Origin of the sequence: Chryseobacterium sp. OSA05B, assembly GCF_019970065.1 — a bacterium.
In the GTDB taxonomy this organism is placed as follows: domain Bacteria; phylum Bacteroidota; class Bacteroidia; order Flavobacteriales; family Weeksellaceae; genus Chryseobacterium.
Genome location: NZ_JAHXYH010000005.1, coordinates 45,314 through 69,317, shown reverse-complemented (window position 1 = coordinate 69,317; position 24,004 = coordinate 45,314). Strand labels below are relative to the sequence as shown.

Below are 24,004 nucleotides of genomic sequence, written 5' to 3'. Positions count from 1 at the left end.
GATATGGCACAAAATTACGGGATTGACAATTAAAAAATATCTTTGATAGTTACTTAATTTTCGTTCACTCCTTAAAAAATCTTAATGGTTCAGATAAAGAAATCATTCCATGTGACCTAAATATTTGATACTGTTTACGGGCGAAATAACTCATCGCCTCACTATTCAATTATTTAGAATCATTCAAAATATGACGAAAATCATAAAAATTTTGTCAGCATTGAAATTCTTTTTAAATTTACACCTAACAAATGTTAGTTAGTAGGATATGGATTTTGCAGTTGAATATTTAAAACTCGACCAGTTGAGACAGCTTCAGTCTGACCGGTTGACAGATTTGATCGGCTATCTTGGAGAGAGATCAGAATTTTATAGAGGGAAATTGAATGAATCAGGAATATCTCCACAGGATATAAGGACCATTGAAGATATCACGAAACTTCCGATTACTTACAAACAGGACCTGAGGGATCATTATCCATTCGGACTTTTTACCGTTCCGAAGAATGAGCTGCAGAGAATTCACTGTTCCAGCGGAACTACAGGAAAGCCTACAGTAGTGGGCTACACAAAAGAAGATGTGGATCTTTTCAGTGAAGTCGTTGCCAGATCATTATATGCAGCAGGAGCAAGACCGGGAATGCAGCTGCACAATGCTTACGGATACGGAATTTTTACCGGAGGATTAGGACTTCATTACGGCGCTGAAAAATTAGGAATGAGCGTTCTTCCGATTTCTGGAGGAATGACTGCCAGACAGGTTGATCTGATTTTAGATTTTAAACCTGAAGTAATTTGCTGCTCGCCGTCTTATGCATTAACGATTGCTGATGAATTTACGAAAAGAGGTGTTTCTGCAGACGAAATCAGTCTGAAATATGCTGTTTTAGGCTCGGAGCCATGGACGGAAATTATCAGAAGCCACATTGAAGAAAGACTGGGTCTCCATGCCACCAATATTTATGGATTAAGCGAGATCATCGGTCCCGGAGTATCCATGGAGGATTTTGAAGAGAAAGGAGGCTCTTATATTTGGGAAGACCATTTTTATCCTGAAATATTAGATCCGGTGACGAAACAACCGGTTCCGTTCGGAGAAGAAGGAGTATTGGTGATTACCACTTTAACGAAAAAAGCAATGCCGCTTTTGCGTTACTGGACGAATGATATCACAAGTCTTTACTACGATGAGAATGCAAAGAGAACGATGGTGAAAATGAGACCCATCAAAGGTAGAGCAGACGATATGCTGATCGTAAGAGGGGTTAATGTATATCCAAGCCAGATCGAAGAAGCATTTTCACATGTAAAAGGAGTGGTTCCGAACTATTATCTTACACCAGTTGAGAAAGAACAAATGTGTGTAGCACTGGATATCGACGTAGAAATTGATGATGAATTGGTGAAAGCTCAAAAAATAGATGCTGATACCGATGATTATTTTAATTTTGTCGGCAACTTTGGAAAAAACATAGAAAACGAAATAAAAAAGCGGGTAGGAATTACCACGAAAGTAAAAATTCATGCCCAGGACAGCCTGCCGAAGTGCGAAGGCGGAAAAATTAATAGAATACTTAAAAAATAATGAATTCATTTTATAAACTTAAAACGGTAAGGGTTCAGAAAGATACTCCTGATGCGGTCAACGTGGCAGTAGAAGTTCCTGAGGAGCTGAAGGATAAATTCAGGTTCAAGCAGGGACAGTATCTTAATTTCCGTATGATGATCAACGGGAACGAAGAAAGACGTTCTTATTCTATCTGCAACGCCCCGAGCGAGAAAAGCAATACACTGGAAGTTCTGGTAAAGCTTTTGGAAGGCGGAAAGGTTTCAGGATATTTCAATGAGCATCTTCATATGGATGAGCTGCTGGAAGTAATGCCTCCGATGGGTGGTTTCAATACGTCTTATCACCCTACCAATGTGAAAACCTATGTAGGTTTGGCTGCGGGAAGCGGGATCAGCCCGGTTTTATCGAATATTAAGGAAAGTCTTTACCAGGAGCCGAACAGCTGCGCTTATCTTTTCTACAGCAACAGAAGCATGAATCATGTGATGAAAAGAGCTGAGATTGATAAATTGGTAGAGCACTTCAACGGAAGACTGAAAGTCATTTATCTGGTAAGCCGTGAAAAACATGAAGATCCGGTATTTGAAGGAAGAATTTCTGCTGAAAAACTGGAGCAGCTGTTTGAAAGATATGCAGATATTGATGTAAAAGAAGCGACTTATTTTATCTGTGGACCTGCAGAAATGATCAAGGGGATCGCAGATTATTTAAAGAAAGAAAAGAAAGTGCCTGCTATTCAGGTTTTATTTGAATATTTCACAGCTCCGGACGAAGAGAATTCTGAGGAAATGAGTGACGAATTCAAGGCTATTGCTAATTTGGAAAGTATGGTAACAGTAATCATTGATGATGATGAATATTCTTTCCACCTGAATTCTAAAAAAGAGAGTATCTTAGATAAAGCATTAAAAGACAATCTTCCGGTGCCTTTCGCATGTAAAGGAGGAGTTTGCTGTACGTGTAAAGCGCAGGTTTTGGAAGGAGAAGTTTTCATGGAGAAAAATTTCGCGCTTACCGAAGATGAAGTAGCCAGAGGCTATGTTCTGACGTGTCAATGTCACCCGACAACGAATGTGGTGATGCTTAATTATGATGTGTAAAAATTAATGTAACAATCTAATAGTTTACCAATGTAACAATCATTGGTATATTGTTAAACTGATACATTGCTAAATTGAAAATTATGGATTTAGAAAAATTTGTTCAATACGTTCACGACGAGAATAAAGTAGAGCCAAAAGATGTAATGCCCGATGATTACAGAAAATTATTGGTTCGTCAGATTTCACAGCACGCCCATTCTGAGATTGTGGGAATGCTGCCGGAAGCCAACTGGGTTTCAAGAGCGCCTTCACTGAGAAGAAAAATGGCTCTTTTAGCTAAAGTTCAGGATGAAGCGGGCCACGGTTTATACCTGTATTCTGCAACCGAAACTTTAGGAAACGGAACCATCAGAGCGGACAGAGATGCCACTTACGAAGATATGTTGGAAGGGAAAGCGAAATACTCAAGTATTTTCAACTATCCTACGCTGAGCTGGGCAGATATCGGTGCTATTGGCTGGTTGGTAGATGGTGCAGCTATTATGAATCAGGTAATGCTAATGGGGAATTCTTACGGTCCCTATTCAAGAGCGATGGTGAAAATCTGTAAAGAAGAATCTTTCCACCAAAGGCAGGGCTACGAAATTTTGATGGCACTTTGCCGTGGAACGAAACAGCAGAAAGAAATGGCTCAGGCTTCGTTAAATCGTTTCTGGTGGCCGGCTTTAATGATGTTTGGTCCGAATGATGACAGCTCGCCTAACTCTAAAATCTCAATGAATTACAGAGTTAAAAGAGAAAGTAACGACAGTCTTCGTCAGAGATTTATCGACGTTACCGTTTCTCAGGCTGAATTTTTAGGATTAACCGTTCCGGATAAAGATCTGAAGTGGAATGAGGAGAGACAGCATTACGATTTCGGAGAACTTCCATGGGATGAATTCATGGAAATCCTAAAAGGAAACGGACCTTGTAATAAGAAAAGATTACAGACCAAAGTAAAAGCGCAACAGGAAAACCTTTGGGTAAAAGAAGCGGCAATAGCTTTTGCAGCTAAAACTGTAAACGTAGAATAAAATGTCAATATCAGATAAATGAGATTTCTCCTTCAACTATTTTTAGTTTTCATTTTAATTCATTGTCAATCAAATGAAAAAAATGATTTTAATGCTAAAATTTCAGGGAAATGGATTTTTGCTGATGAATATTTTATCACAACTTATTCTACCGACGGGACTGAAGAGCCGCCCAGCCCACCGAGAGAAAATTTTGGATTTAATTTTTTTTCAAAGGACAGTTGTGAATCCAATTATCAGTATTTTAAAAAAAAGGATTCTACAAAACTGAAGGGCAAAATTGGAGTAAGTCACGATAACATAAAGAACGTAGGACGTAAAACGATTTATAGAATAGACAAAGATTCTTTAAAAGTTTTTGATAGAGGACTAAACAAATGGCAGGCATTCAGGATTATGAAACTTGACAATAATAATTTTATAATAAATGAAAATGACGCCATCATTAAAAAGTTTGTCCGGGTTCTTAAAAAATGATAATTAATAATCGTCAAACCTATATTTTTTAACCTTATGGTGATCAATAAATGGTTTAACATCATTCAAAATCTAAAATTTAGAATTTAAAATTAAAATTTGACTATGGCAAATTTAGATATGTGGGAAGTGTTTATTCAGACTAAACCGGGATTATCTCACAAACACGCAGGAATAGTACAGGCGCCAACAGCAGAAATGGCTTTGCAGAACGCAAGAGACGTTTACACCAGAAGAAAAGAAGGAACTTCTGTTTGGGTAGTTCCAAGTAAATATATTGTGACTTCAGAAGGAGTAGACAAGGAAGCTTTCTTTGATCCGGCAGATGACAAACTATACCGTCATCCGACGTTCTACGATATTCCTAATGATGTAAAAAACATGTAAAACAGCTGATGGCTGTTAGCTGCTTGGAATTTGCTTTAAATTACAAAAGCTAGACGCCAAAAGCCAAAAGCTTAAAACAATGAATTCATTATATAATTATTTATTAAAGTTTGCTGATGACAGCTTCATCATGGGACAAAGACTGTCTGCATGGTGTGGGGAAGGTCCTTATTTAGAGGAAGATATTGCATTGACGAACATTGCATTGGACGAACTTGGCCAGGCCAATAACTTTTATGTGTATGCATCAAGAGTTGCGGATAACGGGAAAAGTGAAGACGATTTAGCTTTCTTAAGATATGAGCACGAATATGTCAACGCACATTGGGTTGAACTTCCTAATGAAGATTATGCGCAGACTATTCTTAAAGTCTATGTATTCTCCGTATATCAGAAACTGATGTATGAGGCATTGTCGAATTCTGTGGATGAAGAACTTTCTGCATTGGCTCAGAAATCTTTAAAAGAAGTGAAATATCACTATACTCACGCTTCTTCCTGGATGAAAATTTTCGCTCAGGGAACAGAAGAAAGCCGTGAACGTTTGGTAAAAGCTCTTGATAATATTTGGGAATATTCAAAAGGTTTATTCGCGAAAGTGGAAGGGGAGGACGATTTAATTGCTTTAAATATCGCCCCGGACGGAGATGAATTATACAAAGAATTCTTAGCCATCACACAAAAAGATTTTGCAGAATATGGATTGGAATATCCGGCAAATCCTTTCATGCAGCCTAAATCAAGAACAGGATACCATACAGAATATTTCGGATTTATTCTTTGTGAGCTTCAGTATATGCAGAGAGCTTATCCGGGCTGTACGTGGTAAGAAATGAGAAAAATGCTTCTTGGTATACTTGCTTTTTTTCTTGTTGCCTATGCGATGCTATGTACAGGAGTATATTTCTATCAGGAAAAAATAATTTTTTATCCTGAAAAGTTAGCTAAAAATTACGTGTTTAATTTTAATGATGACTTCGAAGAAATAACCATTAGGACAAAGGATGAGAAGAACTTAAACGCTGTTTTGTTTAAATCTCAAAATCCAAAAGGAATTATCTTTTACCTTCATGGAAACGCAGGATCAATAAAAGGATGGGGAGAAGTAGCCCAGTTTTATAATAGTATGAATTATGATGTATTTATACTTGATTACAGAGGGTATGGGAAAAGTGAAGGAGATATCGTTAGTAAAGAGCAGTTGTTTTCAGATATTGAACTAGCTTACGATGAAGTAATTAAAAGATATTCAGAAAATAGAATTATTATTTTAGGATACTCTGTAGGAACTGGTTTAGCAGCAAAATTAGCCTCGCAAAAAAATGCAAAGCTATTGATTTTGCAGGCACCTTATTACAGTATAGCAGATGAAATGAGTCAGAAATTCTCATTTCTTCCGAAGTTTTTACTGAAATATAGTTTTGAAACCCATGAATATTTAAAAACCGTTAAGTCACCTGTGATTATCTTTCATGGGGAGAAAGATGAAGTCATAAATTATAAGTCATCTTTAAAACTAAAAGAAAATTTTAAAAAAGGAGACAGTCTGATTATTTTGAAGAATCAGTCCCATAACGGAATAACAGATAATTTAGATTATCAAAACTCAATGAAGAAGATTCTGGAGTTTGATAAAAAATAAAGTATGAACAAGCTTTTAGATTTATTAAAAACAGTTCCGGACCCGGAAATTCCAGTTATTGATATTGTGGAATTAGGTATTGTGAGAGAAGCACATGTCACAGGTGATCACACTTGTGAAATTACCATTACACCTACCTATTCCGCGTGTCCAGCCATGTTTACCATTGAAGAGGATATTATTAAAATGATGAAGGAAAACGGCTGGGATGCGAAAGTGCTAACCAAAATGTTTCCGATATGGACGACAGACTGGTTAACGGATGAAGCGAGAGAAAAACTTCGTGTTTATGGAATTACACCTCCTGAAAAAGGAGCAGACGAACATCACATCGGGAAACCGAAAAAATGTCCGCGCTGTGGTTCTATGAACTCAAAACAGATCAGTAGGTTTGGATCTACCCTGTGTAAAGCCTCTTATCAATGCTTAGACTGTCTGGAGCCGTTTGATTATTTTAAATGTCATTAATTAATTAATTAATTAATGTAACAATGTATCAATGTACCAGTCTAGCAATAATTATTACACTGATACATTGTTAGATTTTTCAATTAATATACCAACGAATCAATGTACCAGTTTAACAATAGCAAAATAATTGCTACACTGTTAAACTGATACATTGCTAGATTTATTTGCAGCATTGTTAATCTGTTAGATTGTTACACTACAGGGATTGCCACATTATTTTATATTGTTAAATTAGAGCAGTGTAATTTTTTAATTCTTTAATCATTTAATTTTAAATTTAAAACCATGTATACACAACTTGATATTGAAACGCATTTTGACGGAAAACTGAAAATTGCTTACCTCAATCAGCCTGAAACGATGAATGCGCTTACAAAACCATCTTTATCAGATCTGAAAGATTTTGTTAAAGAATGTAGTGAAGACCCTACCGTAAGATGTGTGGCGATTTCGGGAAGAGGAAGAGCTTTCTGTTCCGGTCAGAATCTGGATGATGCTTTCGTACAGGGTAACGAACACCATGATAACGATATCATCAGAAAAATTGTAGTGGATTACTACAATCCTCTGGTAACAGAGATCACGCGTTGTAAAAAACCTGTTGTGGCATTGGTAAACGGGCCTGCAGTAGGAGCAGGCGCGATGTTAGCATTGATCTGTGACTTTGTTTTGGCAGTAGATAAATCTTATTTTTCTCAGGCTTTTTCAAATATCGGATTGATTCCTGATACGGGTGGAACTTATTTCCTTCCGAAATTATTGGGAAGACAGTTAGCTAATTATTTAGCATTTACAGGGAAAAGACTGTCAGCGGAAGAATCTAAATCTTACGGTTTAGTGGCTGAAGTGTTTACTGAGGAAGAATTTGCTCCTAAATCTATGGAGATCCTTGAGAAAATGTCAAATATGCCGACTGCAGCGATTAAATTAACTAAAAAAGCCTTTGCTCAATCTTATACCAACACATTAAAAGAGCAATTGGAACTGGAAGGCGATCTACAGCAGGAAGCTGCCGAAACAGAAGATTTCATCGAAGGTGTAAATGCCTTTTTACAGAAAAGAAAACCTAACTACAAAGGAAAATAATTAGTTTGAAAATGAATTAATTTGAAAATTTGAAAATGAGAAGTGACAAAGAAAATATTATTGTAAATAAGAACTTTTGGGTTTGCACTACACATTATTGAGTTTTCGGAAATATTATATAAGAATCATAGATTTTCACTTGCCAATCAAATTTTTAGATCGGGAACTTCAATTGGTGCGAATGTGAGGGAGGCTCAAAATGCCGAAAGTAAAGCAGATTTTATTCATAAAATAAAGATAGCAGCTAAAGAAGCAGATGAGACTGAATATTGGCTTTTATTATGCTCACAGTCTCCACATTTAGATTCTCCCGATGAAAAATTATTTTTTGAGATAAAAGAAATTTTATTAATTCTTTCAAAGATTCTTTCAACTTCAAAAATTAAATAATTGTCTTCATTAATAAATTTTCAAATTAGCTCATTTTCAAATTTTCAAATTTAAAGTATGAATATAGGAATTATTGGGGCAGGAACCATGGGCGTAGGAATTGCTCAGGTGGCTGCAACAGCGGGATGCAAAGTCGTTTTATTCGATGCAAATGCTCCGCAGATTGATAAAGCATTATCAGGCTTAGAGAAAACACTTCAGAAATTAGTGGATAAAGCTAAAATTTCTCAGGAAAAAGCCACAGAAATCAGAACAAATATCGTTAAAGGTGAAGCTTTACAGGATCTGAAAGACTCAGATCTTGTCATAGAGGCCATCATCGAAAACAAAGACATAAAAACCAAAGTATTTACAGAACTGGAAACCTATGTTTCAGAGGATTGTATCATCGGTTCCAACACATCATCCATTTCTATCACCTCTCTGGGTGCAGAATTAAAGAAGCCGGAACGCTTCATCGGAATTCACTTTTTCAACCCGGCGCCATTGATGCCTTTGGTTGAGGTGATTCCTTCTCTATTAACAGAAAAATCATTGCCGGAAAAAATCTATAAACTCATGAAAGAATGGGGTAAAATTTCTGTGATTGCTAAAGATATTCCCGGATTTATCGTCAACAGAATCGCCCGTCCTTACTATGGCGAAGGATTGAGAATTGTTGAAGAAAATATGGCAACTCCTGAACAGGTGGATGATGCAATGAGAACATTAGGAAACTTTAAAATGGGACCATTTGAATTAATGGATCTTATTGGTGTGGATGTCAATTTTGCCGTAACAACAACCGTTTACAAAGACTATTTCTACGATCCGAAATACAAACCGTCTCTGCTTCAGCAAAGAATGGCTGAGGCCAAACTTCACGGCAGAAAAACCGGAAAAGGTTTCTATGATTATGCAGAAGGTGCAGAAAAGCCGGTGGCTGAAAAAAATGATGCATTGTATCAGCAGATCTTTTTAAGGATTATTTCAATGTTGATCAACGAAGCCGTAGAAGCCAAAAGATTAGGAATTGCCAACGATGAAGATATTGAGCTGGCCATGCAGAAAGGAGTCAATTATCCAAAAGGCTTACTAGGCTGGGGAAAAGAAATCGGGTATTCAAAAATCTCCGAAACCCTGCAAAATCTTTACGGAGAATACCAGGAAGAAAGATACAGACAGAGCCCATTACTTCGCAAAATGTAACAATATAAAATGTACCTGTTATCAATATCTAAATAATGAGTCCCAAAGGGACGATTGACCATAGAATCGGATAAAATCCGATTTATATAAAAAAACAGGGTTACGTTGATAAATTAAAAATTATGACGCCGAGACAAGTTGCAGATTATATGTTCGGTCAGGATTATTTTTCCCAGTGGATGAATATCAAAATGATCGAAGTCAAAGAAAATTATTGTTTAATAGAAATGCCCATCAAGAAAGAGATGATTAATGGGCTGAAAACGGTTCACGGAGGCGTTACGTTTGCTTTTGCAGATTCTGCACTGGCATTTTCGTCCAACAATTCCGGAGATGCGGCCGTAGCCCTGAACTGTATCATCAATTTTACCAAAGCCGGGAAAGAAGGTGATGTTTTCAGAGCAGAAAGTATTCTGGTGAACGAGACCAGAAAAACAGCCGTTTATGACATAAAGATCACCAATCAAAACAATGAGCTGATCGCAAAATTTGTCGGAACCGTTTATAAAATTGGAAAAAAAGTAACAGAATTATAAGATGTGATGATGTGTCGATATGTTAATTCGACGATTAATCAACACATCACCATAGCAACTAATTATCAAATTAAGATCATGAACAACGTATACATTATAGACTACGTAAGAACACCCATTTCAAAACTACAGGGTGGATTATCAGAAGTAAGAGCCGATGATCTGGCGGCAGTGGTTATTAAAGAAGTTATGGCCAGAAATCCTCAAGTTCCTGCTGAGGAAATTGAGGACGTTATTTTCGGATGCGCTAATCAGGCAGGAGAAGATAACCGTAACGTAGCAAGAATGGCTCTTTTATTGGCTGGACTGCCTTACAAAATCGGAGGAGAAACGGTCAATAGACTTTGTGCTTCTGGAATGTCTGCAGTGGCTAATGCTTTCCGTTCCATTGCTTCCGGAGAAGGTGAAATTTATATCGCCGGTGGAGTGGAACATATGACCCGTTCACCTTACGTAATGTCTAAGCCGGGTGCTGCTTTCGGAAGAGACAGCCAGATGTTTGATACCACTTTCGGATGGCGTTTTGTTAACCCGAAGATGAAAGAAATGTACGGGGTTGACGGAATGGGAGACACCGCTGAAAACTTAGCGGATATGCACAGTATCAGCAGAGAAGATCAGGATAAATTTGCCCTTTGGTCTCAGCAGAAAGCCACAAAAGCTCAGCAAAGCGGAAGACTGGCGGAAGAAATTGTAAAAGTTGAAATTCCTCAGAAAAAAGGGGAGTCTAAAATTTTTGATCAGGATGAATTTATCAAACCTACATCTTCTATGGAAGGTTTAGGAAAACTTCGTCCGGCTTTCAGAAAAGAAGGAACGGTAACTGCCGGAAATGCTTCAGGAATGAATGACGGAGCAGCAGCGCTAATCCTGGCCAGTGAAGAAGCCGTGAAAAAATATGGTTTAAAACCAAAAGCTAAAATCTTAGGATCTGCAGTAGCTGGTGTAGAACCAAGAATTATGGGAATTGGACCAGTAGAGGCCACCCAGAAATTATTAAAAAGATTAAACCTTTCTCTGGACGATATGGATATCATTGAACTGAACGAAGCATTTGCAGCACAGGCATTAGCTGTGACCAGAAGCTTAGGTTTAAAAGATGATGATTCAAGAGTGAATCCAAACGGGGGAGCTATTGCTATCGGTCACCCGCTGGGAGTTTCGGGTGCAAGAATCATTGGTTCTGCAGCTATGGAACTTCAGAAACAGGATAAGAAATATGCATTGTGTACCCTTTGTATCGGTGTCGGACAGGGCTATGCAATGGTCATTGAAAAAGTATAATTAATGTGATGATGCGGTGATATGTTGATGCGGTGACCAATCGTCAAATCAGCATATCTTCACATTATCAAATCATCCCATCAATATTATGAACATCTACTCATACCACGGTATCCGCCCCATCATAAAACCCTCTGCCTATATTCATCCGCAGGCGGTGATCATCGGGAATGTGGAAATCGGTGAAGAAGTATATATCGGACCCAATGCTGTGATCCGCGGCGACTGGGGGAAAATTATCATTAAAGACGGAGCCAATGTACAGGAAAACTGTACCCTTCATGTGTTCCCGAATATTGAAACCATTCTTGAGGAATCAGCACATATCGGACATGGAGCGATTATCCATTCCGGACATATCGGTAAAAACTGCCTGGTAGGTATGAACTCAGTAGTAATGGATAAAGCTGTTATCGGTGATGAATGCATCATCGGAGCATTGGCTTTTGTTCCTGCTAATTTCACATGCGGACCGAGAAAACTGATTGTGGGAAGCCCTGCAAAAATCATTCGCGATGTTTCGGATGAAATGATCCACTGGAAAACAGAAGGAACCAAACTGTACCAACAGCTGGCAAGAGAAGGAAAAGAAGCTATTCTGCCATGTGAACCGTTCTCAGAATATGTAGAACAGACCGCTACCAAAACTGTGGATTACAGTATCTGGGCGGATTTAAAATAAACTTTTAAACCTTATTCAAAATTATAAGGTTTTATGATATAATGAAAATGAAAATGATCAAAAAGATGCTCATTGCCTGTAGTATGCTGTTTGCTTTTCAATTCATGGTTTTAGCCCAGAATGAAAAAGTAAAACCGTTGACTATCGGAGAGGTCAGAACATTTAAATCTAAGATCTTAAATGAAGACAGAACTTTAAATATTTATCTGCCGCAAGGTTTTGATAAAACAAAATCATACCCGGTGATCTATCTGCTGGATGGCTCAATGAATGAAGACTTTATCCACGTTTCAGGACTGGTACAGTTCTTTAATCAAATGTATGCCATGCCGGAAACCATTGTGGTAGGAATTGCCAATATCGACAGAAAGAGAGATTTTACCTTTCATACAGATCTGAAAGATTTACAGAAGGATTATCCTACGACAGGACATTCTGATAAGTTTATTGATTTTCTGGATAAAGAACTACTTCCTTACATAGGAAAGCAGTATAAAACAACAGAGAAATATGTATTCGGACAGTCACTCGGTGGGCTTCTTGCTACAGAAATCCTATTCAAAAAGCCGGAAATGTTCAATAATTATTTTATCATCAGCCCAAGTTTGTGGTGGGATGATCAGAGCTTATTGAAACAGGCTCCGCAATTGCTTTCCAAAAGCCCGGATACGAAGAAATTTATTTACGTTTCTGTAGGAAAAGACGAACATCCTGTAATGGTAAAAGATGCAGGATCTCTTTATGATGTACTGAAACAAGCCGGTAAAAAGAACTGGACGGTGGAATATAAAGTAATGGAAACAGACAATCATGCTACCATTCTTCACAGAAGTTTGTATGAAGGTTTGGTAAAATTATTCCCGTATAAAGAGCCCAAAAAGTAAACCATCAAAACACGAATCATGAGATATTTATTTTTCGCCATTTTCTTTTCAGTTTTGATAAATGCTCAGAAAAAGCAGGATAAGAAAATTAATGTAAAGCTTAAAAATGAATTGGCCACGATTCAAAAAGATGATCAAATTTACCGTGAGCTGATGGAGTCTGACCTTTCCCAGGAGCAAAAGGAAAAGGTCATGAAAGAAAAAAATCTTACTAAGGAAGATATTACGGATAGATTATGGTCACTGATGGACGAGCAGGATAAGATCAATCTTGAAAAAGTTGAAAAAATCATTGCTGAATATGGATATCCGGGGAAATCTCTGGTAGGGGAACCGGAAAATGAAACCGCATGGTTTGTTATTCAGCACTCCCCTAAAATCAATCAATATATGCCCCTCATTAAAGCGGCAGCTGATCATCAAGAAATTCCGTTCAGATTGTATGCCATGATGCTGGACAGACAATTGATGAATGATGGGAAAGAGCAGATCTACGGAACTCAGGGGTTTTCTTCTCACGATGGAGAAAAAGAAAGCGAGCCTATTATCTGGCCGATTAAAGATGTCAAAAATGTAAACAAGCTCAGAAAAGAAGCCGGTTTTTATGATACGGTGGAAAGTTATGCCAAGCGTCTTTACGGAAAGAGTTTTGTTTTTAAAAATTATACTTTGGATGAAGTATTAAAGTTCGGAGATAGCCAGAAAACGGAAGAAAAACCACTCAACCTTGAACTTAAGAAAGAGCTTGCTCAGATTTATAAAGACGACCAGATCTACCGTGAGTTGATGCAACCCAATATTACCCCCGAAAGAAAGGCAGAGATCATAAAAGAGAAAAACCTATCTACGGAAGATGTGAGTACAGGGCTTATCAAATTGATGGATGATCAGGATCAGAAGAATTTGGTTAAAGTTGAAAAGATCATTGAAAAATATGGCTATCCCGGAAAATCTATGGTGGGCGAACCTGAGAATTATGCCGTATGGTACGTTATCCAGCATTCTCCTAAAATTGAACAATATTATCCCCTGATCAAAAAAGCAGCCGATGAAAAAGAACTGCCGTTCAGATTGTATGCTATGATGATGGACAGAAAACTGATGTACGAAAACAAAGAGCAGATCTATGGAACACAGATACGTTCCGTTTTTTCAACAAAAAACGGAAAAACGGAAACCCTTTCATTTGTATGGCCGGTAAAAGATCCGGAGCATGTCAACGAACTGAGAAAGAATTCCGGATTTGGTAAGACCATCGAAGATTACGCTAAAGATGCAGGAGGCATCGAATACAAAAAATATACATTGAAAGAAGCCTTGGAGCTTCTTCAGAAAAAGAAATAAATGATAGACCGCGTAAAGAAATATTGGATTTTCCTGTTGATTGCCGTAGTTGGGATCAATTATGCGGGGTTCTATCTATTGTGGGAATCAATGGGTATTTCCGATGCACTGGAACACGTAGAATCAGAACATGTGATCAGAAAATTGAAACAGAAGGATTTTTTATATACCCTGTTTTTAGATGCAGTCCTGATCCTGGATTTTTCCCTTATTCTGCTGTTGCTGTTTATGGGAGGAAGGAAAATAGTACAACTCATTATTAAAAAATAAAAGTCAGGTAAAAAGTTAAAAATAATATGGAAAAACTGAAAAATTACATCTACGGAGAATGGGTAGAAGGTACCGGAAACGGAGTTCCTTTATACAATGCCGTTACAGGCGAGCAGGTTGCTGTTTCAGATACAGAAGGGCTTAATTTTGAGCAGGCTCTTGACTACGGAAGAACAGTAGGCTACAAAAACCTTTCTTCCATGACGTTTTATGACAGAGGAGAGATGCTGAAAAAAGTGGCTCTTTATCTTTTGGAAAGAAAGAAAAAATATTACGAATTATCATATAAAACCGGAGCTACCCACGCAGATTCATGGGTAGATATAGAAGGAGGTTTCGGTACTTTCTTTACCTATTCCGGATTGGCAAAAAGAATGCTTCCCAACACTCCGTTCTGGGTGGATGGCGAAACTCAGAAAATCTCCGCGAATGGGACTTTTCTGGGAACCCACATTCTGACACCAAGTGAAGGAGTTTCTATACAGATCAATGCTTATAACTTTCCGGTTTGGGGAATGTTGGAAAAATTATCAACATCCCTGTTGGCAGGTGTTCCTTCTATTGTAAAGCCATCTCCTTACGGTTCTTATCTGACGAACGCTGTGTTCCAGGATATGATCGAAAGTGGAGTGCTTCCGGAAGGCGCGCTTCAATTGGTATGCGGTGAGCCGGGAAATATCCTGGATTATGTTCAGGATGGTGATTCCGTATTGTTCACCGGTTCTGCTCATACAGGAAGGAAACTGAAATCAATGCCTTCTATCGCAGGAAATGCAGTGCGTTTCAATATGGAAGCAGATTCTCTGAACTGCTCAATTTTAGGTCTGGATGTAAAACCGGGAACTCCTGAATTTGATCTCTTCATTAAAGAAGTACGTAATGAGATGACCACAAAAGCAGGTCAGAAATGTACGGCAATCAGAAGGATTATTGTTCCTGAGCACCTGATCGGAGATGTTCAGAATGCTTTGTCTAAAGCTTTAGATCAAACCAAAATCGGAAACCCGTTAAGCAGAGAAACCAGAATGGGATCACTGGTAGGAAAACAGCAGTACGATGAGGTGGTTAGAAAAGTAAATATTTTAAAATCAGAAACAGAATTAGTTTACGACGGAAAACACGAACTTGTAGATGCAGATTATGATAATGGTGCATTCATGAGTCCGAAGCTGTTCTTAAACGATAAACCTTTCGAAAAAAACATCTCTCATGATGTAGAAGCGTTCGGACCGGTTTCCACGTTAATGCCTTATAAAGATGCTGAAGAAGCAGCGGCTCTTGCTAAGAGAGGAAAAGGAAGTTTGGTGGGATCTATTATTTCCCACGACGAAACTTTTATCGCAGAAACTTCATGGAAAATGGCTTCCCAACACGGTAGAATTTTTGTACTGAACAGAGATAACGCCAAGGAAAGCACAGGTCACGGTTCTCCACTGCCTACTTTGATGCATGGTGGTCCCGGAAGAGCTGGTGGAGGCGAGGAAATGGGCGGACTGAACGGTCTTCATTTCTTCCTTCAGAAAACAGCAATTCAGGGTTCTCCGGATGTATTGAAAGCGATTACAAAAGTATATCAGCAGGGTGCAGAGAAAAAATTCTCAGACAAGCATCCTTTCCAGAAATATTTCGAAGAAGTTGAGGTAGGAGATTCATTAGAGACGGCAGGAAGAACGGTTACCGATGCGGATATCGTTAATTTCTCCAATGTTTCCTGGGATCATTTCTATGCCCATACCGATGCTACAAGCTTAACCGGAACTATCTTTGATAAAACAGTAGCCCACGGATATTTCATCCTCTCAGCAGCAGCAGGACTGTTCGTTTCAGGGAAAAAAGGACCTGTTATTGCCAACTACGGTTTGGAAAACTGCTCATTCTTTAAGCCGGTTTATGCAGGAGATACCATCACCGTCTATTTAACCGCAAAAGAAAAAATAAACAGAGGCGTAAAAGGAAGAAACATTCCTTCAGGTGTTGTAAAATGGCTGGTGGAAGTGGTGAACCAAAGAGATGAAATCGTTTGTGTAGCGACAATCTTAACATTGGTGGCAAAACATTCTCCTTTCATCGATCTGAATGTGAAAAATGTTCAGAAAATATTGGGTGGTTTAACAGAAAGTACACCGATAAACTGGGGTAAAATGTCTCCTCAGCAAATGATCGAACATCTGGAACATGGAGTTCTGGTAAGTTTAGGCGAACCGGAAGCTGACAAATGTTTCACACCGGAAGAGCAATTGGAAAAATGGCAGGATTCCCTTTATAACCACAGAAAAATGCCGAAAGATTTCCCCGCTCCATTCCTGGCTGAAGATGAAACCTTATTGGAATTAAAGCATAAAAACCTGGATGCTGCGAAACAGTCATTCCTGGATAACTTGCAGAGATTTGTAGTCTATTACAGAGAAAATCCACAGGCTGAGCACATGAACTATGTATTCGGAAAGCTGAATAAAGAAATGTGGGAGCTGATGCACAAGAAGCATTTTACGCACCACTTTGAACAGTTTGGATTGATTTAATTCAAAATAAATATAAATTTATGATCCCTTTTGGTTTTTACTGAAAGGGATTTTTTAGTACACCTTGTCAAGGTTTAAGAAGTATGCCGTTAAAATAAAAGTTTATATTAAAATGAGTAACTTTAATAGGCGAAATCCGAAAAGCATATAGAGTAGGAAAAAAGATTAAAAACTATTTACTATGGAAAACTTAAAAAAACTTTCAAGAAATGAATTGAGATCTGTTAAAGGTGCCGGTCCAAACTGGGCTTGTTTCCCTAATTCCTGCCCTCCGGGAAGTTGTTGCCGTCCTGGAAGATGGCCGGATATTGCAAGATCGTGCTATATATGTGCTGATTCTTAAAATAAAATATAAATTGATACTCCCTTTTGGTCTTTACTGAAAGGGATTTTTTTATGCGCGGTGTCTGGGTTTAAAATCTGGATAAAGATGAAAAATCTTAGTCGAAGAAACTTTTTTATTAAAAATGATAATTACTTTTACAGTACAATCAAAATCTTACTTATTTAAGACAGAATATGGAACTACAATTTTTCAAAGACTTTGACTTTACGGATTTCTGGAACGAAAGCAGCTATTCTGTAAGAGATTATATAGAACCGTTTCCGGATGATGAGCTTATTGCTTCCGTAGAAGAAGAGCTTGGCTACAAACTTCCGGCTTCTTATATCGAATTGATGAGACTGCAGAACGGTGGGTTGGTTGATAAATCCTGTTTTCCTACATCAGAAGAAAATTCATGGGCAGATGATCATATTGCGATTACCGGAATTATGGGTATCGGAAGAGAGAAAACCTATTCCATCTGTGGAGAACTCGGAAGTCAGTTTATGATTGAGGAATGGGGATATCCTGCAATCGGTATTTACATCTGTGATTGTCCTTCGGCGGGGCATGATATGGTTTTGCTTGATTATTCCAATTGTGGAAAAGACGGTGAGCCGGAATTGGTTCACATTGATCAGGAAGATGATTATAAAAAAATATTTCTGGCCAAAGACTTTGAAACTTTTATAAAAGGACTGAAAGATGAAGATGAATTTGACGGTGAATAAATAAACAGGTACTTTTAAACTTTAAATCAGATCAAAAAAATTAAAAACAATGAACGAAAGCTGGATGAAAAAATGGGAAGAGGTAAAAGATATTCTTACCTGTCCCGTAGATTTGGAAACTTATTTTACCTCGGACGAAATTCTGGATCAGAAAATGGAAGTAATGGAGATCGGGAATGTTTCCCTGCCGTCCGGAAAAGTAATTGTAAGAGATCCGTTGGTCTTTTTAAATGCAGGAGAAAAACCCTATTTCGATCAGGCTCCGAAAGGAGATTTTCCTGTGAAAATTGCGGTGGTAAAGTCAGAGGAATGGGGCAATCGTTATGCTGCTGTGAAAGTGGAATTCACCAAAGAAAAGCCGGTTCTTTACAGAGAAGCGTTGATCGGGATAGAAAATCTTGACGATTTAAATGAAGGCGACTACTTCGGATTCATGGTAGATGCGGGATTGGGATGTATTACCGATGCAGAAGTGCTTCCTCATTTTGATAAGTTTCTTACCGAGGTGAATGTAGAAAATGTTTACGATGATTATTTTGCCGGACTGTTTGCACAGAGTTACAAAGAGCATCCGCAAAACCAGAGAGAATCGGGAGATTGGATCAACTGGAAAATTCCCAATACAGAGTATCATATTCCGATGTTTGCAAGCGGTTTCGGAGACGGAGGTTATCCCGTTTATTTTGCATACGATGAAAAAGGGGAAATCTGCGGACTGTATATTCAGTTTATTGATATAGAACTGGCACTGTCTGATGATGAAGATGAAGACGAAGATGATGAATAAAACATTTGCAGATAAAGTCATAGAATTCAATAAAAACCTTCAGTTTTCAGGAGATCTTCCTGAGGGCTTTGAGGCCATGAATCCATATCTGGATAATCTGGAAACGATGACCGTCATGGAGGAATTTTATCACAAATACTACAATGATATCAGCACAAGGAAATTCATGATCGGGATCAATCCCAGCCGGAATGGAGCAGGAGTGACGGGCGTTCCGTTTACCGATACCAAAAGGCTGGAAGCTGTCTGTGGAATTACAATGGAATCGGCCCGTACTCATGAAGTTTCTTCGGTTTTCATGTATGATATGATCGCGGAATATGGAGGAGCAGGGGAATTTTATAAAGATGTTTATATCAATTCACCCTTTCCGCTGGCTATTGTACGAAAAACAAAAACCGGTTGGCTGAACGCCAATTATTATGATGATAAAAAACTCTTTGAGGCAGTAAAAGATTTTATGATCGATTCTCTGAAGAAACATATCAGTCTGGGTGTGGATACTTCCGAAGTTTTTGTTCTCGGTAAAAAGAATTCAGAATTTATTTCTGCACTGAATAAAGAAGCTCAGCTGTTTGATACCATGACGGTTCTAGAACATCCAAGATATATCCAGCAATATAAAACAAAAGAAAAACAGCTGTACATTGACAAATATATTTTGGCATTGAAAAAATAGCGGTTAATTGTCTCCATAAATGGACCCGTAAAAAAAAATTCCCTGAAAATTCAGGGAATTTATCATTTATGCATTAGAATCTTTTCGAGGGCACAAATCACTTATGAAAAATTTTTATTTTTTGATGATCTTGGAAGATCCTGATGGTGTTTTGAGAATGTAAACGCCATTCGGAAGTTCCGAGATGTCTGCCTGATTGGTTCCTTTCTTCATTTCCAGTTTTTTAAGCAATTTTCCATCCTGACTGTAAATTTCAGCCGGCGCATTATCTTCTGTCTGAATAGAAAGAGATCCGCTGGTAGGATTAGGATAAATGCTCATCACTTTTTGTGAAGAAGTAGTTTCGTTTGTTGCCAATACAAGACCTGGATCTTTTACCCATGTAAAAGCATCGAGTCCTCCATACCTGTAGCCACCTCCCATGGTAATTCTAAGCTCGTCAATAATGATATTTGAGTAATTCTGACCGTTTAAATTGGTGAGATCTATCAGGGTATATCCGTTTGCCGTAGCCATAGAAGTGTTGAAGCCTGTAGATTTAGTCTGTGTAAATTTAGTAACACCGCTTAGCCTTCCAGTAACTGTTAGAGTTCCCGCTACAGTCAGATCTAAATTAAGAGCAGAAAGGTACATCCAGAAACGGTTTACTTTAAACAGGTTCGATGTGGTTTTAATACTGAAAGACGGTGGTGAAGCCGTATCATTGGAGTTATCAATATATCTGTTGTCGTTAGCTGTTCCGTTCCATCCTGTACTAGGAAAATTCGCCTGGATGTCAAAAACTCCTACATGTGAAATGATGCTGAAGATCACTCCGTTATCAGTAAAACTCGGACTTCCGTTCGATTCAGTTTCAAATTGTTCTGTACTCGTCTGTCCAAAAGAAAATAAGGAAATGAACAGACTACAGATGGTTAAAAAAATAGTTCTTTTCATGATTTAGGTTTTAAAATAAGTTGTTTTTTTTAGCTGCGTGGAGGATAGATTCCCTCTATACAGATGATGTAGTTAAGCCCTAAGTAAGGTGGCATATTGTTCATCGGAAGATTTTGTCCGACGTATGATAGAGATCTTGCGTTAATAGCGGTATCAGGATCAACGGCAGCAAAACTAGGTACCGCATTAAAATCTCTTCCTACCTGTGTTCCTGATTTGGCTATAGAAGTAGTCGCTGTAGGAGTAGAAACGGTAGCATTTGTATTGGCCACTTTCAGTTGAAATCCTGAACCTATACTTGGAAGGTTCTGTGCCATAATGGTATTCTGTGTAGTTCCGGCAGCAACTCCCAGAGGATAATATTCGTTTGAATTTACATTTCCGGCTCCAATGGCCATACGTCCTTTTAGATTAGGCAGTGCAAAAGTATCCACGCCGTTTCCTCCGTAGGTTGTTCCTAAGATGGAAAATAAAGCAGAATTATTTGAGATTCTCAGTAAGCTTCCGTCACAAAACATCCAGCCTCTAGGGGCAAAGTTTCCGGCAAATAGTTTTACAATTCCAATGTATTCGTCCATGATAATAGTTTTTCAGTTGTTAAGTTTCCTACTCTGTTATGGGCTTTTCGGATTCCGCCGTTGGTTGTTAGTTTTTTTGATAAGCCAAAGGAACAACATATAAAAAGGCAGTACTAGAGTAGAAAATACCAAATTGGAGAGTCCGTATTTCTACGTAATGGATATTCTATTTCGCGTCTGGGAAAGGTTTTATGGCGCAAAAAACATGGAGATTTGATAGGCTGTGTTTAATCTGTAATTTGTTTCTTATAATTTTTCCGGGACAGCGGTATTTAGTATTTTTGTAAGAATCCAATTAAATTAAAAATGAACGAATTCGTAGCATCAGAAATTAAAAACAATATCGCCGAAATCACATTCGGAACCCCGAAAAGCAATTCCCTTCCGGGTGCCATTTTAGAAAAACTGGCTCAGACTATTCTGGATGAAGGAGCTAAAGAAGAAGTAAAAGCTATTTTAGTAAAAAGTGAAGGAGAGAAAGCATTTTGTGCTGGAGCAAGTTTCGATGAGCTTTTGGCTATTGAGGAGCTGGAAGCATCTACGAAATTTTTTGGTGGTTTTGCAAAAGTTTTGAATGCTATGAGAAACTGTGGAAAAATAGTTGTCGTAAGAGTTCAGGGGAAAACTACCGGTGGAGGTGTGGGAATCGCGTGTGGTGCAGATTATTGCTTCGCTACAAAAGATGCAGCGTTGGCCCTTACAGAAATTAATCTCGGAATCGGACCCTTTGTGATCGGACCATACGTAGAAAGAAAGATCGGAAAATCTCAGTTCTCCGCAATGGCTATTGATGCAGACTTCAGATCGGCAGAGTGGGCAGAGCAGCATAATGTGTATCATTCCGTATCTGAAAATATTCAGGAAATGGATGTCAAACTGGAGAAGTTTATGCAGACATTGGCTTCCAGAAGCAGTGATGCATTAGCTTTGATCAAAAAAGTATCATGGGAAGGAACAGATCATTTCAATGAACTGATGCCGGCAAGAATTCACATGAGTGCAAGCTTAATTCTCGAAGATTCTGCCAAGAAAAACATTGAATCCATTAAAGAAAGATTGAGAGCAAAATAGTATTTTGTACATCATTATCATATAACCGCTGAACATTTCAGCGGTTTTTTTGTGGAAAGCCACATTATAGTGCCTTAAGAGAAATAACCGTTTTACTGTACTTTAAATAAATCATGACTACCTTGGTTCCAACGTGATAATTCAAGTAGTCAGCTTTAGAAACCGGAAGCCTTATTTTTTCTTTTCTGTTTCGGCCGGAGAAGGTGATGATGTATTCGTCATTTTCAGTTTCATGGCGGCTGATAATAATGCTTGTTAATATGTTTTTACCATGCTGAATATCCTTCTCCCAGTTTTTTACAGAGCGGGCGTGGACCAGATGCATGATGCCATAGAAGAAAGCATAAAGCACTAATGCAATCCCGAAAAACAGGAGATAATGATAGTATTTGAAATGATGAAACTCATCTTTCAAAAGATAACAGGCTATGAGTACCATCAAAAGTAGGACGGACAATAGAATACAGGGAACATGTTTGAAAAAATCCTGTTTTTGGATCGCTATAGTATTTTGTTCCCCTTCCGTTAAAGGAATATTTTCGTGCAGTTCAATCTGAGAATAATCTATCGAAGTTTCCGCCATGACATATTCATTTATAGGTACAGAATTACTTTCGATTTAAAGTTAAGAATTGTATGGTAAAAAGTTGTTATTAAAATTTTTAAAAAAATAATTGGCAGATTCAAAATAAATTATAACTTTGTAATTCAAAGTTCTTTTTATGGATTCGAAAAACTATCACGAAGACTTATCACATATCCGTTCCATGATGGAGCGGTCTTCCAGATTTATTTCATTGAGCGGACTGTCCGGAGTTTTTGCCGGTTTGGCTGCGCTGATCGGTGCAGGATATGTATATTGTATCTTCCAGAGGGAAGGAATTAGCTATTTAGACGGTGACAGAAATTTTTTCGGTCCGGCATTGGTCAGAGAACTTGTACTGGTGGGAACGGTAATTTTGCTGACTGCTGTTTTAAGCGGTTATATTTTCACCGCCAATAAAAGCAAAAAGAAAGGACAAAAGATTTGGGATAGCACAACGAAGCGTTTGTTATTTACGTTTGCCGTTCCTTTGGTAACAGGTGGAGTGTTTTGCCTGGCGCTTCTTTTTCACCACCTGTTTGTATGGGTAGCGCCCGCCACGCTTATATTTTACGGAATCGCCTTAGTAAGTGCAGAAAGATATACACTCACGGATATTAAATATTTAGGATACTGTCAAATTATACTGGGACTCATTTCTCTCTTCTTTTTAGGATGGGGACTTGTATTCTGGACCATCGGTTTTGGAATTTTACATATTGTGTATGGGCTGATCATGCATAAAAAATATAAATAAAGATTAAATTTGCAGACCTTTTAAGAACAGCTTCTTAGAAACCTGCAGCTATTGCCTTACTATGATAAAGATAAATCAACTCAACAAAGAATTCGAAAGCCGAGTAAGACTGGGGATTATGTCCGTTCTTATGGTCAACGACTGGGTTGATTTTTCTGAAATGAAGGGGCTTCTGGAAATTACAGACGGTAACCTCGCCAGCCACAGTAATGCGTTAGAAAAAGCAGGATACATTGAAGTGAAGAAAGAATTTGTAGGCAAAAAACCGAAAACATCTTACCGTGTGACCCAAAGTGGGAGACAGGCTTTCAATGAACATCTGGATGCTCTTGAAAAATTGCTGGGAAGATAGGGCTATATTTTTTTGAAAATTTACTTTGAAATACAAAGTACTTTATATGAATTAAAATGATAACACAAAAACAAAAAACAATCACGATTTACGCGCTTCCATTGGTTTTACTGTGTATTCCTTTGGTAGGAAATTTAACATCAAATGAGGTCAATTGGTCAGCTTCAGATTTTCTGATCGCCGGAGTTTTACTTTTTAGCACGGCTTTTCTGATCAATGTAGTAAGAAGCAAAATTAAAAAACAAAGCCAGAGAATTTTAATCTGTGTTTTCGTTTTGATCGTCTTTACATTGATATGGGTCGAATTGGCGGTAGGAATCTTCGGGAGTCCCGTCGCTGGAAACTAAGAAAGA

General features: G+C 38.1%; 27 protein-coding genes and 1 pseudogene. 25 read left to right on the top strand and 3 right to left on the bottom strand.

Annotated features, from left to right (window positions below; translation table 11 throughout):
• The first annotated feature begins 268 nt into the window (after positions 1-268).
• The 21 genes and pseudogenes from LC419_RS18450 to LC419_RS18350 all read left to right on the top strand — a co-directional run bounded on the left by LC419_RS18450 (position 269) and on the right by LC419_RS18350 (position 19,374).
• Complete coding sequence (locus LC419_RS18450) at positions 269-1,585, top strand: phenylacetate--CoA ligase family protein (protein ID WP_223608737.1); 1,317 nt, start codon at positions 269-271, stop codon at positions 1,583-1,585.
• Positions 1,585-2,670 carry a 2Fe-2S iron-sulfur cluster-binding protein gene (locus LC419_RS18445; RefSeq protein ID WP_223608736.1) on the top strand — a complete coding sequence of 362 codons (1,086 nt, stop codon included), beginning with the start codon at positions 1,585-1,587 and terminating at the stop codon, positions 2,668-2,670. Before LC419_RS18450 ends, LC419_RS18445 begins: the two co-directional genes overlap by 1 nt.
• A gap of 83 nt (positions 2,671-2,753) precedes the next feature.
• Positions 2,754-3,689: a 1,2-phenylacetyl-CoA epoxidase subunit PaaA gene (gene paaA, locus LC419_RS18440; RefSeq protein ID WP_223608735.1), complete on the top strand. Its 936-nt coding sequence runs from the start codon at positions 2,754-2,756 to the stop codon at positions 3,687-3,689.
• A 582-nt stretch (positions 3,690-4,271) separates the two neighbouring features.
• Positions 4,272-4,553, top strand: a complete 282-nt coding sequence (paaB, locus tag LC419_RS18435) for a 1,2-phenylacetyl-CoA epoxidase subunit PaaB (RefSeq protein ID WP_034725794.1) — start codon at positions 4,272-4,274, stop codon at positions 4,551-4,553.
• Positions 4,554-4,632: 79 nt separating this feature from the next.
• Positions 4,633-5,382 carry a 1,2-phenylacetyl-CoA epoxidase subunit PaaC gene (gene paaC / locus LC419_RS18430; protein ID WP_223608734.1) on the top strand — a complete coding sequence of 250 codons (750 nt, stop codon included), beginning with the start codon at positions 4,633-4,635 and terminating at the stop codon, positions 5,380-5,382.
• A gap of 3 nt (positions 5,383-5,385) precedes the next feature.
• Positions 5,386-6,195 (top strand): alpha/beta hydrolase, encoded by an 810-nt coding sequence (locus LC419_RS18425; protein ID WP_223608733.1) that lies wholly within the window; start codon positions 5,386-5,388, stop codon positions 6,193-6,195.
• Positions 6,196-6,198: 3 nt separating this feature from the next.
• Complete coding sequence (gene paaD / locus LC419_RS18420) at positions 6,199-6,663, top strand: 1,2-phenylacetyl-CoA epoxidase subunit PaaD (protein ID WP_223608732.1); 465 nt, start codon at positions 6,199-6,201, stop codon at positions 6,661-6,663.
• 288 nt (positions 6,664-6,951) lie between these two features.
• Positions 6,952-7,752: an enoyl-CoA hydratase/isomerase family protein gene (locus tag LC419_RS18415; protein WP_223608731.1), complete on the top strand. Its 801-nt coding sequence runs from the start codon at positions 6,952-6,954 to the stop codon at positions 7,750-7,752.
• Between the two features lie 35 nt (positions 7,753-7,787).
• Positions 7,788-8,142 (top strand): annotated as a pseudogene (locus LC419_RS18410) (four helix bundle protein).
• 57 nt (positions 8,143-8,199) lie between these two features.
• Positions 8,200-9,330 carry a 3-hydroxyacyl-CoA dehydrogenase NAD-binding domain-containing protein gene (locus tag LC419_RS18405; protein ID WP_223608730.1) on the top strand — a complete coding sequence of 377 codons (1,131 nt, stop codon included), beginning with the start codon at positions 8,200-8,202 and terminating at the stop codon, positions 9,328-9,330.
• Positions 9,331-9,452: 122 nt separating this feature from the next.
• The gene (locus LC419_RS18400; RefSeq protein ID WP_223608729.1) at positions 9,453-9,866 is read left to right on the top strand and encodes a PaaI family thioesterase; all 414 of its coding nucleotides are present in this window, start codon (positions 9,453-9,455) and stop codon (positions 9,864-9,866) included.
• A gap of 78 nt (positions 9,867-9,944) precedes the next feature.
• Complete coding sequence (pcaF, locus tag LC419_RS18395; RefSeq protein WP_223608728.1) at positions 9,945-11,150, top strand: 3-oxoadipyl-CoA thiolase; 1,206 nt, start codon at positions 9,945-9,947, stop codon at positions 11,148-11,150.
• Positions 11,151-11,238: 88 nt separating this feature from the next.
• Positions 11,239-11,832 (top strand): transferase hexapeptide repeat family protein, encoded by a 594-nt coding sequence (locus LC419_RS18390; protein WP_034725774.1) that lies wholly within the window; start codon positions 11,239-11,241, stop codon positions 11,830-11,832.
• Between the two features lie 47 nt (positions 11,833-11,879).
• Positions 11,880-12,716, top strand: coding sequence for an alpha/beta hydrolase (locus tag LC419_RS18385; RefSeq protein WP_223608727.1), 837 nt, complete (start codon positions 11,880-11,882; stop codon positions 12,714-12,716).
• Between the two features lie 18 nt (positions 12,717-12,734).
• Positions 12,735-14,060: a DUF6624 domain-containing protein gene (locus LC419_RS18380; RefSeq protein ID WP_223608726.1), complete on the top strand. Its 1,326-nt coding sequence runs from the start codon at positions 12,735-12,737 to the stop codon at positions 14,058-14,060.
• The gene (locus LC419_RS18375) at positions 14,061-14,330 is read left to right on the top strand and encodes a hypothetical protein (protein WP_223608725.1); all 270 of its coding nucleotides are present in this window, start codon (positions 14,061-14,063) and stop codon (positions 14,328-14,330) included.
• A 26-nt stretch (positions 14,331-14,356) separates the two neighbouring features.
• Positions 14,357-16,852: a phenylacetic acid degradation bifunctional protein PaaZ gene (gene paaZ, locus LC419_RS18370; protein WP_223608724.1), complete on the top strand. Its 2,496-nt coding sequence runs from the start codon at positions 14,357-14,359 to the stop codon at positions 16,850-16,852.
• A 181-nt stretch (positions 16,853-17,033) separates the two neighbouring features.
• Positions 17,034-17,195: a hypothetical protein gene (locus LC419_RS18365; RefSeq protein WP_223608723.1), complete on the top strand. Its 162-nt coding sequence runs from the start codon at positions 17,034-17,036 to the stop codon at positions 17,193-17,195.
• A 176-nt stretch (positions 17,196-17,371) separates the two neighbouring features.
• Positions 17,372-17,908 carry an SMI1/KNR4 family protein gene (locus tag LC419_RS18360; RefSeq protein ID WP_223608722.1) on the top strand — a complete coding sequence of 179 codons (537 nt, stop codon included), beginning with the start codon at positions 17,372-17,374 and terminating at the stop codon, positions 17,906-17,908.
• 49 nt (positions 17,909-17,957) lie between these two features.
• Positions 17,958-18,695, top strand: a complete 738-nt coding sequence (locus tag LC419_RS18355; RefSeq protein WP_223608721.1) for a DUF4241 domain-containing protein — start codon at positions 17,958-17,960, stop codon at positions 18,693-18,695.
• On the top strand, positions 18,688-19,374 hold the full coding sequence (locus LC419_RS18350; protein WP_223608973.1) for an SMUG2 DNA glycosylase family protein: 687 nt from the start codon (positions 18,688-18,690) through the stop codon (positions 19,372-19,374). The genes LC419_RS18355 and LC419_RS18350 overlap by 8 nt, the downstream gene beginning before the upstream one ends.
• A 114-nt stretch (positions 19,375-19,488) precedes the next feature.
• Here the strand turns inward: LC419_RS18350 and LC419_RS18345 are convergent, their stop codons facing one another.
• Both LC419_RS18345 and LC419_RS18340 read right to left on the bottom strand, forming a co-directional pair.
• The gene (locus LC419_RS18345; RefSeq protein WP_223608720.1) at positions 19,489-20,310 is read right to left on the bottom strand and encodes a T9SS type A sorting domain-containing protein; all 822 of its coding nucleotides are present in this window, start codon (positions 20,308-20,310) and stop codon (positions 19,489-19,491) included.
• A 29-nt stretch (positions 20,311-20,339) separates the two neighbouring features.
• Complete coding sequence (locus LC419_RS18340) at positions 20,340-20,888, bottom strand: phage tail protein (protein WP_223608719.1); 549 nt, start codon at positions 20,886-20,888, stop codon at positions 20,340-20,342.
• Between the two features lie 306 nt (positions 20,889-21,194).
• Here LC419_RS18340 and LC419_RS18335 point away from each other — a divergent pair, with 306 nt between their 5' ends.
• Positions 21,195-21,959: an enoyl-CoA hydratase/isomerase family protein gene (locus tag LC419_RS18335; RefSeq protein WP_223608718.1), complete on the top strand. Its 765-nt coding sequence runs from the start codon at positions 21,195-21,197 to the stop codon at positions 21,957-21,959.
• A 64-nt stretch (positions 21,960-22,023) separates the two neighbouring features.
• Here the strand turns inward: LC419_RS18335 and LC419_RS18330 are convergent, their stop codons facing one another.
• Entirely contained in the window at positions 22,024-22,542 is a 519-nt protein-coding gene (locus LC419_RS18330) for a hypothetical protein (RefSeq protein ID WP_223608717.1), read from the bottom strand.
• A gap of 139 nt (positions 22,543-22,681) precedes the next feature.
• On the opposite strand from LC419_RS18330, the gene LC419_RS18325 reads away from it, so the two are divergent.
• The 3 genes from LC419_RS18325 (at position 22,682) to LC419_RS18315 (ending at position 23,998) form a co-directional block, all read left to right on the top strand.
• Positions 22,682-23,299, top strand: coding sequence for a hypothetical protein (locus tag LC419_RS18325; RefSeq protein WP_223608716.1), 618 nt, complete (start codon positions 22,682-22,684; stop codon positions 23,297-23,299).
• A 61-nt stretch (positions 23,300-23,360) separates the two neighbouring features.
• Positions 23,361-23,651 (top strand): transcriptional regulator, encoded by a 291-nt coding sequence (locus LC419_RS18320; protein WP_034725742.1) that lies wholly within the window; start codon positions 23,361-23,363, stop codon positions 23,649-23,651.
• Positions 23,652-23,707: 56 nt separating this feature from the next.
• Positions 23,708-23,998 (top strand): hypothetical protein, encoded by a 291-nt coding sequence (locus LC419_RS18315; RefSeq protein WP_223608715.1) that lies wholly within the window; start codon positions 23,708-23,710, stop codon positions 23,996-23,998.
• The last annotated feature ends 6 nt before the right edge of the window (positions 23,999-24,004 follow it).

Coding starts and splice junctions, on each gene's coding strand:
- LC419_RS18450 (WP_223608737.1), top strand. CDS start 269: ATGGATTTTGCAGTTGAATATTTAAAACTCGACCAGTTGAGACAGCTT.
- LC419_RS18445 (WP_223608736.1), top strand. CDS start 1,585: ATGAATTCATTTTATAAACTTAAAACGGTAAGGGTTCAGAAAGATACT.
- paaA (WP_223608735.1), top strand. CDS start 2,754: ATGGATTTAGAAAAATTTGTTCAATACGTTCACGACGAGAATAAAGTA.
- paaB (WP_034725794.1), top strand. CDS start 4,272: ATGGCAAATTTAGATATGTGGGAAGTGTTTATTCAGACTAAACCGGGA.
- paaC (WP_223608734.1), top strand. CDS start 4,633: ATGAATTCATTATATAATTATTTATTAAAGTTTGCTGATGACAGCTTC.
- LC419_RS18425 (WP_223608733.1), top strand. CDS start 5,386: ATGAGAAAAATGCTTCTTGGTATACTTGCTTTTTTTCTTGTTGCCTAT.
- paaD (WP_223608732.1), top strand. CDS start 6,199: ATGAACAAGCTTTTAGATTTATTAAAAACAGTTCCGGACCCGGAAATT.
- LC419_RS18415 (WP_223608731.1), top strand. CDS start 6,952: ATGTATACACAACTTGATATTGAAACGCATTTTGACGGAAAACTGAAA.
- LC419_RS18405 (WP_223608730.1), top strand. CDS start 8,200: ATGAATATAGGAATTATTGGGGCAGGAACCATGGGCGTAGGAATTGCT.
- LC419_RS18400 (WP_223608729.1), top strand. CDS start 9,453: ATGACGCCGAGACAAGTTGCAGATTATATGTTCGGTCAGGATTATTTT.
- pcaF (WP_223608728.1), top strand. CDS start 9,945: ATGAACAACGTATACATTATAGACTACGTAAGAACACCCATTTCAAAA.
- LC419_RS18390 (WP_034725774.1), top strand. CDS start 11,239: ATGAACATCTACTCATACCACGGTATCCGCCCCATCATAAAACCCTCT.
- LC419_RS18385 (WP_223608727.1), top strand. CDS start 11,880: ATGAAAATGATCAAAAAGATGCTCATTGCCTGTAGTATGCTGTTTGCT.
- LC419_RS18380 (WP_223608726.1), top strand. CDS start 12,735: ATGAGATATTTATTTTTCGCCATTTTCTTTTCAGTTTTGATAAATGCT.
- LC419_RS18375 (WP_223608725.1), top strand. CDS start 14,061: ATGATAGACCGCGTAAAGAAATATTGGATTTTCCTGTTGATTGCCGTA.
- paaZ (WP_223608724.1), top strand. CDS start 14,357: ATGGAAAAACTGAAAAATTACATCTACGGAGAATGGGTAGAAGGTACC.
- LC419_RS18365 (WP_223608723.1), top strand. CDS start 17,034: ATGGAAAACTTAAAAAAACTTTCAAGAAATGAATTGAGATCTGTTAAA.
- LC419_RS18360 (WP_223608722.1), top strand. CDS start 17,372: ATGGAACTACAATTTTTCAAAGACTTTGACTTTACGGATTTCTGGAAC.
- LC419_RS18355 (WP_223608721.1), top strand. CDS start 17,958: ATGAACGAAAGCTGGATGAAAAAATGGGAAGAGGTAAAAGATATTCTT.
- LC419_RS18350 (WP_223608973.1), top strand. CDS start 18,688: ATGAATAAAACATTTGCAGATAAAGTCATAGAATTCAATAAAAACCTT.
- LC419_RS18345 (WP_223608720.1), bottom strand. CDS start 20,310: ATGAAAAGAACTATTTTTTTAACCATCTGTAGTCTGTTCATTTCCTTA.
- LC419_RS18340 (WP_223608719.1), bottom strand. CDS start 20,888: ATGGACGAATACATTGGAATTGTAAAACTATTTGCCGGAAACTTTGCC.
- LC419_RS18335 (WP_223608718.1), top strand. CDS start 21,195: ATGAACGAATTCGTAGCATCAGAAATTAAAAACAATATCGCCGAAATC.
- LC419_RS18330 (WP_223608717.1), bottom strand. CDS start 22,542: ATGGCGGAAACTTCGATAGATTATTCTCAGATTGAACTGCACGAAAAT.
- LC419_RS18325 (WP_223608716.1), top strand. CDS start 22,682: ATGGATTCGAAAAACTATCACGAAGACTTATCACATATCCGTTCCATG.
- LC419_RS18320 (WP_034725742.1), top strand. CDS start 23,361: ATGATAAAGATAAATCAACTCAACAAAGAATTCGAAAGCCGAGTAAGA.
- LC419_RS18315 (WP_223608715.1), top strand. CDS start 23,708: ATGATAACACAAAAACAAAAAACAATCACGATTTACGCGCTTCCATTG.